Below are 14,264 nucleotides of genomic sequence, written 5' to 3' on the forward strand. Positions count from 1 at the left end.
TCAAGTAACTGGGAATATAGGTAATACAAATTCATTAGCCACGATAAGTGTAGGAGCAGGTACAGCCACGTTAGGGGGAGTGGTTATTAAAGCTACTACGACTAAATTAACAAATGCTGCGTCAGTATTAACCCTTACAAATGCAAATGCAGTATTAACAGGTGCGATTGATAACACCACAGGCGGTGATAATGTAGGTGTCTTAAATTTAAATGGTGCATTGAGTCAAGTAACTGGGAATATAGGTAATACAAATTCATTAGCCACGATAAGTGTAGGAGCAGGTACAGCCACGTTAGGGGGAGTGGTTATTAAAGCTACTACGACTAAATTAACAAATGCTGCGTCAGCAGTGACATTTACGAATCCTGTAGTGGTGACCGGAGCGATAGATAATACCGGTAATGCAAATAATGGTATAGTAACGTTTACCGGTAATAGTACAGTAACTGGCAATATAGGTAATACGGCAGCATTAGCAACAGTGAATGTAGGAGCAGGAATAACATTACAAGCTGGAGGAAGCCTAACTGCCAATAATATAGATTTTGGAGTCGGGAGTACTTTAGAGTTTAACGGACCTCTTGATGGTGGTGGTAACAAAATCCCTTATTATTTTAAAGGAGCTATAGCAAACGGCAATAACGCTATATTAAATGTTAATACAAAGTTACTTACGGCATATCATTCAACTATAGGAACAGTTGCAGAAATCAATATTGGAGCCGGTAATCTTTTTACAATTGATGCAAGTGCTGGTGATGTTACTATATTAAATGCTCAAGATATTAATTTTGGAGCTCTAGATTCTGCTTTAGCACTTTCTAATTTAACCGGAGTCGGAGTAAAAAATATATTATTAGCAGCTGATTTAGTAGCTCCCGGTGCTAATGAAGGTAATGTAGTTTTTGATGGTGGGGTTAATGGCTTGAATATCGGGAGTAATGTAGCAGGTACCGCTAGAAATATCGGTGATGGAGGCGGTAATAAATTTAACACTTTACTTATTTATAATGCCGTTACAATAACTGACGATGTAAATTTAGAAGGTATACGGAACGTGCTTATTAACAATAAAGCAGATTTTACTAGTAGTACAGCATTTAATGCTGGTGCCATACAAATAAACGATGCTACTTATACGATTGATACAAATAATGGTAATTTAAATGTACCGGCAGGAAATATTCAATTTGCACATGCAGATGCTCAATTAATATTACAAAATAGTTCAGGAAACGACCGTATAATCACACTAGGTGCGAATATAGACCCTGATAATGACAATGAGGGTATAGTAACATTAAATTCTGTAACTGCAGGAAAAAAATTAACGATAGCCGGAGGCAAGACGTTTGGTGGAGCTCATAAGTTACAAGCTATAATTTTCAAAGGAGCGGGAGATTGCAGCGCGGCAGGTACCACTTTTAATACAACAAATATAGTGCTTGATATTACAGGTCAATTAGAACTTGGAGCTACTACGGCAAATGTAATTTTACTTAATGATGCTGTTCAATTAACTCAAACCGGTAATATTGGCGGTTTCTTAGATTTTAATGCAAAAAACGGTACGGTAACAGTAAATAACAATGTAAAAGTTGCAGGAGCAGTCCAAAATACCGGCGGTACTAATAACGGTACGTTAATAGTTTTAGGTGCAAGTAATCTTAATAGCGTAAACGGGATTGCTATGTTAAAAGTAGGTGCAGGAAATGTAACTATTGCCAAAGGCAGTGACGTTAAAATCGGCGAAATCCAAGGTACAGGCACAAATACTTTAACATTACCTGCAAACTTTAACTTAACAGGCAGCATAAATAAAACCGGTGGTCAGGCTCTGAAGCTAAACTTCACGAATGGCGGTAGTGTTAGGGGTGTTGTAGGGACTGCGGCTAATTCGGTTGGTGATATAACAACGGCAGGTGCTACAAGTTTTGCAAGTAGTGTTAACGCAAAAGGTACGGCGACACTTGGCGGTACTACAAGTTTTGCCGATACATTCACTAATACAGGTACGGTTACTTTAGTCAAAGGTTCTATCACTAATTTTGTTAAAAATGTAACGGCTACCAGCTTTATAGCTAACAGTGCTACTATTAATTTCGGCAATAGCCTGGCCTTTAATAGTAATATAACAGGTAGCGGTACTACACTTACTTTAGGTGCAAATCAAGTAACATATACTGGCACCGGTAGCTTTACCGATACGCTAACCTTAAATACTACTTTTGACGGAGCAGCTAAGTCAGGTGGTAATATCTTAATTAAATCAGGTAGTACTCTTGATTTATCAGGGGTTTCAACTTTAGCACTTGTTGTTACTGCTACTAATTTCGACATTAATAATATAAGCCCAGATACAAAATATACGGTAATATCTGCAGAAACAGCAGGTGGTTTAAAGCCTAATCCTGAAGAGAATGTTAAAATAACTATTAATAATGATAACCGTTTTGTTGACTTTACTTTTGATGCATCGACTTTAACGTTATTTGCAGAGGATATAGCTGCAGATGTTATAGATGAAGATTTTGAACCGGGTGGACCGCTTGCAAATATCCCAAATGCTGCAAATATAAAGAAATCGCTTGAGTTAATGGAGGATGCTCCCAATGGTTCAGATGCACGTCAAGCTTTCAATAACTTTGGTCTAATGACACCGCTACGGGAAGCAGATGCTACAACTCACCTCATGCAAGATGTTGTAAAACCTAGCGATACTATAGCTGCCATTAATAATCAAGTTGTAGCGAGTAATATATCAAGTAATATAACTGCTCTAAATGCTAGAATGGATAAAGTACAAGCAGCGAATAAGGGTCCTGTTTCTTCCGGTGATGAAGATATAGATGCTAAGTTTGGTGCGTGGATAAGCCCGTTTGTCGGTAATGCAACGCAGAAGATGTGTAACAATATAAGTGGTTATAAGTCTGATACAACTGGTGGCACTATAGGTTTTGACGGCTTCGTTAGCGATGATCTAGCACTCGGACTTGCATATACAAGAGCCGATACTGACATTAAGCTAAAAAATAATAAAACGGGCGATAAGAATAAGGTAGAGAGCAACATCTATTCTTTATATGGTTTATATAATGTACCTTATGAAAATCTCTTCGTTGAAGCTATAGCATCTTACTCAGATAATAAGATAAGAAGCAAATCAAGACGTGTTATTGCAACGGCACTAGAGACTGTCGGTTATCAAACTGCAAACGGTAAGTATAAATCCGAAAGCTATACAGGTCAGTTAATGGCTGGTTATACCTATATGATGCCTGAGAACATTAACTTAATACCGCTAGCTGGGCTTAGATATTCGACTATCAAAGATAAGGGCTATAAGGAAACCGGTACTACTTACCAAAATCTTACCGTTAAAGGCAAGAACTATAATACTTTCGATGGTTTACTCGGTGCTAAAGTATCAAGTAATATCAATGTCAATGAAATAGTGCTAACACCTGAGCTTTACGCAATGGTCGATTATGCATTCAAGAATAAAGTTCCGGCGATTGATGCAAGATTACAAGGTATGACTGCTCCTCTCCCAACCAACAGCTTTAAGCAAAGCAAAACAAGTTTTGATGTCGGTGTCGGTGTTACTGCTAAGCATAAAATGATGGAATACGGGATTAACTACGATACCAATATCGGAAGTAAGTATTTCGCTCAGCAAGGTAGTGTAAAAGTTCGTGTTAATTTTTAATTAACCGTTCTATAATCATAAAAAAAGCCTATATAGTTTGACTATATAGGCTTTTTTGCTTTATAATGTAGTCTTGAGAAGCGTCATTGTGAGGCGTGAAGTGACGTGGCAATCTCGTCAAATATCCTGAGATTGCTTCGTCACTTACTTCGTAATTTCCTCGCAATGACGATAAAAACTTAAATAAAAAATTATGTTAGATAATATTAGAAAAACTGCCGATAGTTTTATAATGCGGGTTTTATTCGCAATGATAGCTTTTGCTTTTGTCGGCTTTGGTATTAAAGATGTATTAAACGGAAGAAGAAACGGCGATATTGTTACTTTTTCTCATGTGAAAAATATCTCCCAGGAAGATTTTTTGAGAGCAAAATCTTTAGAAATTAATGCTATAAGTAAGCAAACGGGAACAAGTTTAACGGATGAAGAAATAGCACAGTTAAATATTGATAACCGAATCCTAAAAAGGCTTGTTTACGATAATGTCTTAGATTATTTAGTGAGTTATTATGACTTAGATCTAAGTGATGATACAGTTAAAATTTTAGTTAAAGAATCACCGGTTTTTAAAAATGAGCAAGGTGTTTTCAATATAAAAATTTTTAAAACTTATTTTAGAAATTCTTATATGGATGAAGAAAAATATTTATTAAACTTCAAAGAAAAAGCTCTAAAAAATATTTTTGTCGGTACTTTTGTAGAAAGTTTCTATGTTCCTAAAGCTATGACTGACAATATAGTAGATTATATGGCTGAAAAAAGAGAAGTAGAATTAATACAAATAGATTTACAAAATAAACCGAAAGATTTACAAATCCCTACTCCTACCGGTCAGCAATTAAAGGATTTTTACCAAGATAATAAAACCGCGTTTGAGGTACCTGAGAAACGCAGCTTTTCTTATATTAAAGCTAATATTAAGGATTTAAAAGTCTCAGTTACTCAAGATGAGTTGTTAGAATTTTATAATGAAAATAAAGATGAATTCGGTGATCAAAGTTTTGAAGCGGTGCAAAAACAATTACATGATTTATTAAAGGCTCAAAAAATCGACATACTTAATATGGAGTTTGCTAAAAAGCTGGAAGATGAGACGGCAGCCGGTTCTAGCTTAGTTGAAATTGCCGAAAAATATAAGCTACCGATACGAAACGTTAACTATATCAGTTATGCAGAGCTTATTGAAGACAAAATAATTGCTGAAAATGCCGATAGTATTTTTGAGCTTTCGGAAGGTGAATTATCTTATCCTATAGAAACAGAGGATAAAAGCTATCTTATATTGGTAGAATTAAAATCTATTCAGCCGGCAAAAATACCTGAATTTGATGCTATTAAAGAGCAGGTAAATAAAGCTTGGATAAAGCGGAATATTGCAGATGTAAACTTAAAAATTATCAAGGATTTAGCAAAGGAATATAATTCAGATCAAGAGAACATAAAAGAGCTTAAAGCTACCGAAATAAAAATAAGCAAAAAAAGCTATATTAGATCTGAAATGGAAAATGATCTAACACTAACTCCTGAAATATTATTATCAATTTTTAATACTAAAATAGGAAGTAATACGCCTGTATTTCAAGTAGGTGATGAAGTATATTTTGCACATATTAAATCTAGAAGTATCGATGAATTAACAGCTAAAAATATTCATGTCAATTCAGAAAAAAATATAATATTTAATATTAAAAATTCTGTAATTGACGAGCTAATTAACTACACAATTATTCAGAATGATATGCAGGTAAAAGCTAATTTTAGTAAGTAGCGGACTCCATCAGGTCATACCGTATCGTCATTGCGAGGAAATTACGAAGTAATTGACGAAGCAATATCAGGATATTTAATGAGATTGCCACGCAGCCTATGGCTGCTCGCAATGACGATAAAATAAGCTGCACATTATAAACAAAAAAATAAAACTATGAGCTTTAAAGATTTACCGGAGTTTTTAAAATTTTTAGAAAAAAACGGTGAGTTAAAGCGTATTGCTTTTGAGGTTAAAACTGACTTAGAAATTACCGAAATTAGTAGAAGAGTATTAGCACAAGGCAGACCTGCATTACTTTTTGAAAATGTTATAAAAGCCGACGGCATTAAGTCCGACATACCTGTTCTAACTAATCTTTATGCTAGTATAAATCGTATTTGTATGGGGCTTAAACTTAAGTCACCCAAAGAATTAAGAGAACTTGGCGTTTTACTAGCATTCCTTAAACAGCCGCAACCTCCCGCATCTTTTAAAGAAACATTGTCAATGTTACCACTTGCTAAGCGTATATTTGCTATGTCTCCTAAAACCGTATCAAAAGCAGCTTGTCATGAAATCGTCATTGACAAACCGAATATCAATATATTGCCGATCCAAAGATGTTGGCCTGATGATATTTCGCCTTTAATTACTTGGGGTATAGTAGTTACTAAAGGTCCAACAAAAGATCAAATCGATAATTACAACCTTGGCATATATAGAATGCAGGTTATTTCAGAAAATAAGCTATTGATGCGTTGGTTAAAGTTACGGGGCGGAGCAGAGCATCATAAACGTTGGAAAGAAGCAAAAAAAGAACCTTTTCCTGCTGCTATCGTTATCGGGACAAATCCAGCGGTAACTTTGGCAGCAGTTACGCCGATACCTGAGAATATCTCGGAGTATAATTTTGCTGGTTTACTCGGTAATGAAAAAGTAGAGTTGGTACAATGCAAAACTATTGACCTCAAAGTACCTGCACATAGTGAAATAGTGCTGGAAGGCTATGTAAGTTTAGAGGAGTATTTGCCTGAAGGTCCTTTTGGGGATCACACCGGATATTATAATGATGTTGAGGAATTTCCTGTATTTACGGTTACCGCAATAACGATGAAGAAAAATCCAGTATATTTAAGCACCTATACAGGAAAACCGCCTGATGAGCCATCAATCTTAGGTGAAGCATTAAATGAAATTTTTATTCCTATATTGCAGCAACAATTTCCGGAAATAGTCGATTTTTGGCTTCCACCTGAAGGTTGTTCATATAGAGTTGCGGTAGTATCGATTAAAAAATCCTATCCCGGTCATGCTAAAAAAATAATGCTTGGGATTTGGTCTTACTTACGGCACTTTATGTATAGTAAGTTTATTATAGTTGTAGATGACGATATTGATGTTCGTAATTGGCAAGAAGTAATTTGGGCAATAGCAACAAGAAGCGATCCAAGGCGTGATACGAGCTTTATAGATAATTCCCCGATAGATTATTTGGATTTTGCATCTCCTGAGTCAGGCCTTGGTAGTAAAATGGGAATAGATGCAACCGATAAAATATACCCTGAGACAAATAGAAAATGGGGTAAAAAAATAGAAATGAGTCAGGAAGTTATCGACAAGGTTAATAGTATGTGGAATAGTTTAAAGATATAAGGTATACTCGTTTAATTTGAAAAATTGGCGTCGTTGTTTCATATTTTTTGAAATATCTTGGAACTAAACATGTATAACATCCCGCACGAGACGATAATTAATAATTTCAAAGAAATTACCGATAAATATCAAGAGCTTATTTCGCATTTCATGCAAGGTCGGGGGAGTATGATCCCTAGGAGCCTAATTGATAGTGATAAAAACAGAATTATAGCCTCTTTAATGGTAGCACAATTTGGGGCAAATCCTGAAAAATTTTGTCAGCTTAATATTGAATATATTGATAAGTTAAGAGAGCTTACAGCGAATAGCTTTGCAAAATTTGTTGGTAGTCCGGCAAAAGCTGTATTTTCTCCGGATAATCGAGATAAAAGATTTAAAGATTCTTCATGGGAGGATAATGTTTATTTTGACTTTGTTAAACAATATTATTTACTATCTAGCGAGTGGCCTAAGAAGAATATAGAACAGTATGAGCTGTCAAATAATCTCAAGCAACATTTAGAGTTTGCAACTAAACATTTTATCGATGCGTTTTCACCTTCACATTTTGCTTTTTGTAATCCAAAAGTTTTGCGTGAGACATTAGAAAGTGGTAGGCAAAATTTAGTACAAGGGCTAGAAAATTTCTTAAGAGATATAAAAAGTTCAGGTGGTGATATATTAAATATTAAAACTACCGATAAATCTGCTTTTAAACTCGGTAAAAATATTGCGGCGACAAAAGGAAAAGTTATATTCCAAAATGATTTAATGCAATTAATATGTTATGAGCCGAAAGAGAAAGTTCATAAGATTCCGCCATTTATTATTCCGCCATGTATAAATAAATATTATATACTCGATTTATCTCCGCCTAATTCTTTAGGATCTTTCTTAGTAGAAAATAATTTTCAAGTTTTTCTTATTTCATGGGTTAATCCTGTGATATCTCTCTATCGGAAAAGGCTTCGCGGATTATTTAAAAGACGGTATTTTAGCACCTTTTGAGTATGTTAGAAATCTTGGTTTTGAGAAAATTGATTTTGTCGGATATTGCATGGGAGGTACATTCCGTGCTATAATTATTGCCTACTTCAAAGCAAAAAAATAGATTCCGTTCATAGTGCTACTTTCTTTACTACTTTGCTTGATTATACTCATCCCGGTGAGCTTGGAATATTTTTTAATGAAGCTACGATTAACTACATTAAGGAAGATATAAAACTAAAAGGCTATTTTGATGGGTAATATTTATTAAATAGCTTTAGTTTACTAAGGGCTAATGATTTAATTTGGACGTTTTTTGTCAATAATTACTTACTCGGTAAAAAACCGATGCCTTTTGATTTGCTATATTGGAATGCGGATTCTACTAACTTGCCGGCAAAAATGTATGAGGAATATTTACAAAATACATATTGCAATAACTTGCTAAAAGAGTCTAATAATTTAGAGGTACTCGGAACAAAAATAGATCTTGGAAAAGTTGATTGTAACTCTTTTTTCGTAGCCGCAAAAGAAGATCATATAGCTTCATGGCGTTCAATATATGATGGAGTAAAATTATTAAACGGACATAAGATTTTTTGTCTCACGGATTCAGGGCATGTAGCAGGTGTAGTTAACCCTCCCGCTAGTGCTAAATATAATTATCGGCTTTAATGACGACTTAAGTTTAAGTAGTCATGAGTGGCTTATGAAAGCTACGGAATATAAAGGCTCATGGTGGAATTATTGGCTTATAAAAAATAATGATAATAAGCTAGTAGATTCTTTAGATTATCAGAATCTAGAGGCTATTGAAGAAGCTCCAGGAAGTTACGTAAGGAAGTAGGTGTTGTTTGTGGGGATACTAAATCGTCATTGCGAGCAGCCATAGGCTGCGTGGCAATCTCATGAGATTGTGCTTCGTCAATTACTTTGTAATTTTCCTCACAATGACGGAAAAGCCGATCTATGCAACGCCTAAAATATAAATAAGTCATGAAGAGAAAAAATAATAAATTTATAGAAATATCTATTGCCTTTATCTTGGGAATTGCTTTAGGTATTTATGGACAGAATCCGGATTATTTTACTAATCTAATAAGTCAAAAATCATTAGCTTTATCTGCTCTGCAAATAAAGCATTACAATATTTCAGAGCTTTCAAGAAGTAAAGTTAGTACATGTTTTACTCCGCCTGCCGGTTGTACTAAGTTTATAGCCAATCAGATAGATGAAGCTGAAGAATCTATTTATATGCAGGCATACGGTATGAGCGATGCGTTAATTACTACTGCACTTATTAATGCACAAGCGCGAGGAGTAAAGGTTAGAATATTGCTTGATCGTAGTAATTTAAAGCAAAAATTTTCTAAATTACATGAATTACAACAAGCAAAAATTGATGTAGGTATAGATAAAGTACCGGGAATCGCTCATAATAAAGTTATAATTATTGATAAAAAGAAAGTAATAACCGGTTCGTTTAATTTCACGGCTGCTGCCGATAAACGTAATGCTGAAAATGTAATTATTATAGAAGATCAGGAGCTAGCAGAATCTTATTTACAAAATTGGTTAAACAGAAAGGCGAGCAACTGAGAGAAGATTTTCACTATGTCATTCCTGCGAAAGCAGGAATCCAGTAGCTAAAAGATATAAATAGATTTTAAACATTTTTGATGACATTCACTAGCTTGTTTGAAATTTTTAGAAGTCGCTGCTTCTTTAGTAGTATTCAAAATAGTATTAACATTATTTTGTATAATTTCGGAATTTTTCTTAAGCAAAGATTGCATGCTTTCTGTAGCAATTTGGTTAGTTATTAAAAGAATATTCATAGCTCTTTGCATTGTATTTGTGATAGATGCTAGATCTACACTAGGGATATTTTTCATAGAACTCATATAAAATTCTGGGTTCATATAGGATTTCATTAAATCTAAAAATTGTGTATTATTTCACATTATTCATTCTCCTAAAATAAATTAAATTTTTTACTTAAAAAATTTTTTGTGTTTTATAGGTTACGTATATGTAAACATAAACCCTCAATTCATGCTAACATTTATAGAATTATGATTCAATAATTGTTAGCATTAAGAATAATATTAAAAATAGTTAAGTTTTTATAAATGTTAGATACATCAATTCAAGCATTAATAAATAAGTGGCAAAAATACCTCGTTTTGCAAAGAAATTACTCTAATCATACAGTAACTTCTTATAATAATGACCTTAAGCATTTCCTTGAGTTTATAAATTATTATAATTCAGAGCTTGTAACGATAAATCATATTAAAACCGCAGATATAAGATTAATCCGAAGTTGGCTTGCAAAACGTAACTGTGATAATTTTACCACTTCTTCAATTTCACGTGGTTTATCTGCAGTAAAAAATTTTTATAGGTTTTTAGAGAAAACAACACTATTAAATAGTCATATAATTTTTTCTATAAAATCTCCTAAAAAGACTAAATTGTTACCAAAAGCTTTATCGGAAGATGATGTAGTAATGTCACTTGAACATATTGAAGAATACGGGAATGTTAAGTGGGTAGAACTTAGAAATAAAGCCCTACTTGTTCTTATATATGCTTCAGGTCTACGTATATCGGAAGCATTATCAATTACGAAACTGCATCTACAAAATCTAGAATTTATAAGAATAATAGGTAAAGGTAGTAAAGAAAGAATAATTCCGTGGTTACCGATTGCTAAAAATTTAATTACCCAATATTTAGAAATATTGCCGTATAAGTTAGGTGATAATGAACCCATATTTAGAGGAAAGCGGGGTAAGAAATTACAACCACCGGTATTTAATCGTGAATTAATTAAATTAAAGCATTTTTATGGTTTACCGCAGCATTTAACTGCTCATTCATTTAGACATAGTTTTGCTTCACATTTGCTTGAGCATGGTGCAGATTTACGCTCTATTCAAGAGCTATTAGGTCATAAAAGTCTATCTACTACACAAAACTATACTAAAACAAGTATAAAGCATTTAGAAGCTGTATATACTACCGCATATCCAATTAAAAAATAAAATATATTAATATTCATAATCTTCTTGCGTTAATTTTAAGTTATATTTTATTTTAAAAACCTTATAAACATAATATATTAAAGCTAATATTGAGATATTAATATGCTAGAAACACCTAAATTACCTATGGGATATAAACCTTCTCAAGATGAAGAATATATGTGTCCTAATCACCTAGAATATTTTAGACAAAAACTTTTAAGATGGAAAGAGGATTTATTAAAGGAATCTCAAGAGACTTTAAATCATTTAAAGGAAGAAAATTTAAAAGAATCCGATCTTAACGATTGTGCTACTCATGAAACAGAAAGAGCTTTTGAGCTTCGTAGTAGAAATAGATATTGTAAATTAATAAGTAAAATAGAAGAAGCATTATTACGTATTAAAAATGGAGAATACGGTTACTGTGAAGAAACAGGCGACCCAATAGGTATAAAAAGATTAGAAGCACGACCTATTGCTGCATTATGTATTGAAGCTCAAGAGCGTCATGAAAATTATGAGAGAAGTCATTTGGATGAGCCTAAGTAGCTAGGTAATTTATGTGCGTGGATCGCAGGAATCCAAAAACATTTAATGTCACCCCGTGGCTTGACCATGGGGTCTAGAAAAACAAATTATTATATTAATAATTTTAGTATTTTTAACTAGATTCCGCGATCAAGTCGTGGAATGACAATAATTCATTTTGGCAGGCATGACACTTGAACATCTAAAACCTAAAGAAGTTAGAGCATTTACTGTTTCAAATAAAGGTAATCCCATAACATTTGAATATGAGCCGGAAATAAATGAGATAAAAGCTTCTGCATAACCGGAAATTTTACATCCGCCGGCTTTATCTATTCCCTCATCCAAAGAACAATAAAAATTAATCTCTTCATCACTTAATTTTTTGAACTTAACAATAGTCTGAACTATTTTTTGTCTAACTGTAAGCTGATCATTCTCTTTTTTGATAATACATAAACTGGTATAGACACGATGACGACGCCCGGATAACATCTTAATACAATTCTTGACTTCTTCATAAGTAGTAGCTTTCGGCAATATTCTTCTACCTACTGCCGCTACGGTATCGGCAGCTATAATTATAGCTGATTCCTCTATTTGAGATACAATTTTTATAGCTTTTTCGTAAGCAAGTCTTATGGCTAAGGGAGCGGGTAACTCACGCAAATTAGGTGTTTCGTCTATATCTGCTGGAATAATTTGTGAAGGGATAATTTTGATTCTGTTTAGTAACTCAATTCTTGCAGGAGAGCTTGATGCTAATATAATCGGTAGGTTTTTTCTGTTCTGCTTCATACTTATAAAGACTAGTGACGATGAATCACACGCCCCTTAGTTAAATCATAAGGAGTCATTTCTACTATAACTTTATCTCCTAGTAATATTCTGATACGATTTTTACGCATCCTACCGGAAGTATGAGCAATAATTACATGATTATTCTCAAGCTTTACTCTGAAAGTAGCATTAGGTAAAAGTTCAAGTACTGTACCTGTAAACTGAATGAGGTCGTCTTTTGACATTATAATTTATGTTTTTATGGTCGGGGCGGAGAGATTCGAACTCCCGACCCTCTGGTCCCAAACCAGATGCGCTACCAGGCTGCGCTACGCCCCGATAATTAATTATGTCTATACTATATACTCTATTATTCGTAGCAAATCAATTTGTTTATGTAAAAATTTATAGATTTTACCTAGAAAAAGTGGTTTTGTTAGGTTCTAAGCGTCATTGTGTCAGTCCTACGGCTTTGTTATATGGCCCTTATGTCTCATACCCGTGGAAGCGGGAATCCAGTCTTTTTTGCTGTCATACTGTGACTTGACCCCGATCTTGTATAACAGACTGTGTCCTGAGATCCCGCAATCAAGTTGCGGGATGACATTAAAGATTACTGGATTCCTGTTTCCACGGGTATGAACATAAGAGGTACAAAAATTAATAAAGTTTTGCGATTTTCACTAAGAAGCTAAAATAGATAGGTTTTACCCTTGTATTTCTTAAGTTTTATATACGATTTACCGAATTTCTATAAGAAGTACATAAAGTTTAATTTATTTTAAACAAGAAAAAGTAATCATAAGTTACTTATTTCTATATAGAAAATACCTTATTTATAAGTATTTTTTATAGATATTTTAGTATTTAACTAATGTTTTTCAACTAAAAGTAATATGTTATTTATATAACAAAATCATAAGTTAGAAAAATTAAGCCCAAATTTAGGAGATATTATGTCAAGTCAACTATAAAAAATTTAATAAAAAAAGGCATGTTTGCATCAACTGCGGTATTGATGCTTGCTAGCACTAGTGCCCTTGGTACTGCTAACCGAATCGTAACAGTAGGGGGTGGCTCAGTAGCTGATGGTAGTGCTTTTGGCGGAGGAGCATATGTACCAGGTTCATTTGTAACCCTTGGCGAAGTAAATAATTTTACTGCAGATGTGCCAGCAATTCCTGTTATATATTTAGATACCTTTAATAATGCAACAATGACTGCGCCAAATAACATAACTCTTGGACCGGTTATACCTGTTGACCTTACTAAAGAAAATGTCGGGCTCGTTGTAGATATCCCTAACGCTATAAACATCACTTTAACAGGTACGCCAGTTACAAATGCACAAGCACTTGCAGCGGTTCCTCCTTTCGCTCCAGGACCAGGAGAAGTACCAGGGAATCCTTACTATTTTAACAGCTTTAATTTTAACGATTTAGTTAGTATTTTGATTTTTCAGGCTACGTCACTTTTTCCTCCTACTAGTGATAATAGAATCGCCTTTATCTCAGGTCCAGGTAGTATAGTAACTTCTGTTCAAGGCCAAGCAGATCTTACATTACAGATTGACACTGACTTTCAATTTAAACATCCAAGTTGGATTAAGGCAAAAACTTTTAATATTGCAAATAATCAGCTACTTAATTTTGCTACTGATACTTCACCAGCCGTAGGTCTTTACGTTAATGAAGTTATGGATATACAACCTATAGAAAATAGTATCAAGTTCGGCGGCCAAAATGCTACTTATGAGGTAAGTAATGAATCGCCAAATGCCGCAGAATTTGTGGCTAGCTTCAACCTAGTTCCAGCAAATGATGTAGATGGTCAATTAAGA

14 protein-coding genes, 1 tRNA gene and 1 pseudogene are annotated in these 14,264 nt (G+C 33.9%); 12 read left to right on the forward strand and 4 right to left on the reverse strand.

Features of this window, described 5'->3' with window-relative positions; all coding sequences use genetic code 11:
* The 8 genes from O6R16_RS07010 to pld form a co-directional block, all read left to right on the forward strand.
* Positions 1 to 3,712, forward strand: a 3,712-nt coding sequence (locus O6R16_RS07010) for an autotransporter outer membrane beta-barrel domain-containing protein (RefSeq protein ID WP_499680575.1), incomplete at its 5' end; no start/stop codon positions are given.
* A gap of 193 nt (positions 3,713 to 3,905) precedes the next feature.
* On the forward strand, positions 3,906 to 5,480 hold the full coding sequence (locus tag O6R16_RS07015; protein ID WP_499680576.1) for a SurA N-terminal domain-containing protein: 1,575 nt from the start codon (positions 3,906 to 3,908) through the stop codon (positions 5,478 to 5,480).
* A gap of 156 nt (positions 5,481 to 5,636) precedes the next feature.
* Positions 5,637 to 7,115: a UbiD family decarboxylase gene (locus O6R16_RS07020; protein ID WP_499680577.1), complete on the forward strand. Its 1,479-nt coding sequence runs from the start codon at positions 5,637 to 5,639 to the stop codon at positions 7,113 to 7,115.
* A gap of 69 nt (positions 7,116 to 7,184) precedes the next feature.
* Positions 7,185 to 8,105, forward strand: a complete 921-nt coding sequence (locus O6R16_RS07025; RefSeq protein WP_499680578.1) for a poly(3-hydroxyalkanoate) synthetase — start codon at positions 7,185 to 7,187, stop codon at positions 8,103 to 8,105.
* 45 nt (positions 8,106 to 8,150) lie between these two features.
* Positions 8,151 to 8,345 carry a hypothetical protein gene (locus O6R16_RS07030; RefSeq protein WP_499680579.1) on the forward strand — a complete coding sequence of 65 codons (195 nt, stop codon included), beginning with the start codon at positions 8,151 to 8,153 and terminating at the stop codon, positions 8,343 to 8,345.
* A gap of 42 nt (positions 8,346 to 8,387) precedes the next feature.
* Positions 8,388 to 8,759: a hypothetical protein gene (locus O6R16_RS07035; protein ID WP_499680588.1), complete on the forward strand. Its 372-nt coding sequence runs from the start codon at positions 8,388 to 8,390 to the stop codon at positions 8,757 to 8,759.
* Positions 8,734 to 8,931, forward strand: coding sequence for a hypothetical protein (locus O6R16_RS07040; protein WP_499680580.1), 198 nt, complete (start codon positions 8,734 to 8,736; stop codon positions 8,929 to 8,931). Before O6R16_RS07035 ends, O6R16_RS07040 begins: the two co-directional genes overlap by 26 nt.
* A 149-nt stretch (positions 8,932 to 9,080) precedes the next feature.
* The gene (pld, locus tag O6R16_RS07045; RefSeq protein WP_499680581.1) at positions 9,081 to 9,683 is read left to right on the forward strand and encodes a phospholipase D; all 603 of its coding nucleotides are present in this window, start codon (positions 9,081 to 9,083) and stop codon (positions 9,681 to 9,683) included.
* A 47-nt stretch (positions 9,684 to 9,730) separates the two neighbouring features.
* Here the strand turns inward: pld and O6R16_RS07050 are convergent, their stop codons facing one another.
* On the reverse strand, positions 9,731 to 10,006 hold the full coding sequence (locus O6R16_RS07050; protein ID WP_499680582.1) for a phasin family protein: 276 nt from the start codon (positions 10,004 to 10,006) through the stop codon (positions 9,731 to 9,733).
* A gap of 210 nt (positions 10,007 to 10,216) precedes the next feature.
* On the opposite strand from O6R16_RS07050, the gene O6R16_RS07055 reads away from it, so the two are divergent.
* Together O6R16_RS07055 and dksA are read left to right on the forward strand one after the other, a co-directional pair.
* Positions 10,217 to 11,134 (forward strand): tyrosine recombinase XerC, encoded by a 918-nt coding sequence (locus O6R16_RS07055; RefSeq protein WP_499680583.1) that lies wholly within the window; start codon positions 10,217 to 10,219, stop codon positions 11,132 to 11,134.
* Between the two features lie 102 nt (positions 11,135 to 11,236).
* A complete protein-coding gene (gene dksA / locus O6R16_RS07060; protein WP_499680584.1) occupies positions 11,237 to 11,665 on the forward strand; it encodes an RNA polymerase-binding protein DksA in 429 nt (142 codons plus the stop codon).
* Between the two features lie 129 nt (positions 11,666 to 11,794).
* Here dksA and O6R16_RS07065 read toward each other — a convergent pair whose 3' ends face one another.
* From O6R16_RS07065 to O6R16_RS07075, 3 genes are all read right to left on the reverse strand, one after another.
* Entirely contained in the window at positions 11,795 to 12,442 is a 648-nt protein-coding gene (locus tag O6R16_RS07065; RefSeq protein ID WP_499680585.1) for a Maf family protein, read from the reverse strand.
* 11 nt (positions 12,443 to 12,453) lie between these two features.
* Positions 12,454 to 12,669, reverse strand: coding sequence for a translation initiation factor IF-1 (infA, locus tag O6R16_RS07070; RefSeq protein WP_499680586.1), 216 nt, complete (start codon positions 12,667 to 12,669; stop codon positions 12,454 to 12,456).
* Between the two features lie 17 nt (positions 12,670 to 12,686).
* Positions 12,687 to 12,763: transfer RNA gene (locus tag O6R16_RS07075), tRNA-Pro, on the reverse strand.
* Between the two features lie 679 nt (positions 12,764 to 13,442).
* Here O6R16_RS07075 and O6R16_RS07080 point away from each other — a divergent pair.
* Together O6R16_RS07080 and O6R16_RS07085 are read left to right on the forward strand one after the other, a co-directional pair.
* Positions 13,443 to 13,687, forward strand: a pseudogene (locus O6R16_RS07080) (cell surface protein).
* Between the two features lie 187 nt (positions 13,688 to 13,874).
* On the forward strand, positions 13,875 to 14,264 hold a 390-nt coding region (locus O6R16_RS07085; protein WP_499680587.1), incomplete at its 3' end, for a hypothetical protein.

Source organism: Candidatus Rickettsia tasmaniensis, from assembly GCF_036857515.1.
GTDB classification, from domain to species: Bacteria; Pseudomonadota; Alphaproteobacteria; order Rickettsiales; family Rickettsiaceae; genus Rickettsia; species Rickettsia rickettsii.

Excerpts from the sequence above, each read along its gene's own strand:
- pld (WP_499680581.1), top strand. The coding sequence starts at position 9,081 with ATGAAGAGAAAAAATAATAAATTTATAGAAATATCTATTGCCTTTATC.
- O6R16_RS07065 (WP_499680585.1), bottom strand. The coding sequence starts at position 12,442 with ATGAAGCAGAACAGAAAAAACCTACCGATTATATTAGCATCAAGCTCT.
- O6R16_RS07055 (WP_499680583.1), top strand. The coding sequence starts at position 10,217 with ATGTTAGATACATCAATTCAAGCATTAATAAATAAGTGGCAAAAATAC.
- dksA (WP_499680584.1), top strand. The coding sequence starts at position 11,237 with ATGCTAGAAACACCTAAATTACCTATGGGATATAAACCTTCTCAAGAT.
- O6R16_RS07020 (WP_499680577.1), top strand. The coding sequence starts at position 5,637 with ATGAGCTTTAAAGATTTACCGGAGTTTTTAAAATTTTTAGAAAAAAAC.
- O6R16_RS07050 (WP_499680582.1), bottom strand. The coding sequence starts at position 10,006 with ATGAACCCAGAATTTTATATGAGTTCTATGAAAAATATCCCTAGTGTA.
- infA (WP_499680586.1), bottom strand. The coding sequence starts at position 12,669 with ATGTCAAAAGACGACCTCATTCAGTTTACAGGTACAGTACTTGAACTT.
- O6R16_RS07015 (WP_499680576.1), top strand. The coding sequence starts at position 3,906 with ATGTTAGATAATATTAGAAAAACTGCCGATAGTTTTATAATGCGGGTT.
- O6R16_RS07025 (WP_499680578.1), top strand. The coding sequence starts at position 7,185 with ATGTATAACATCCCGCACGAGACGATAATTAATAATTTCAAAGAAATT.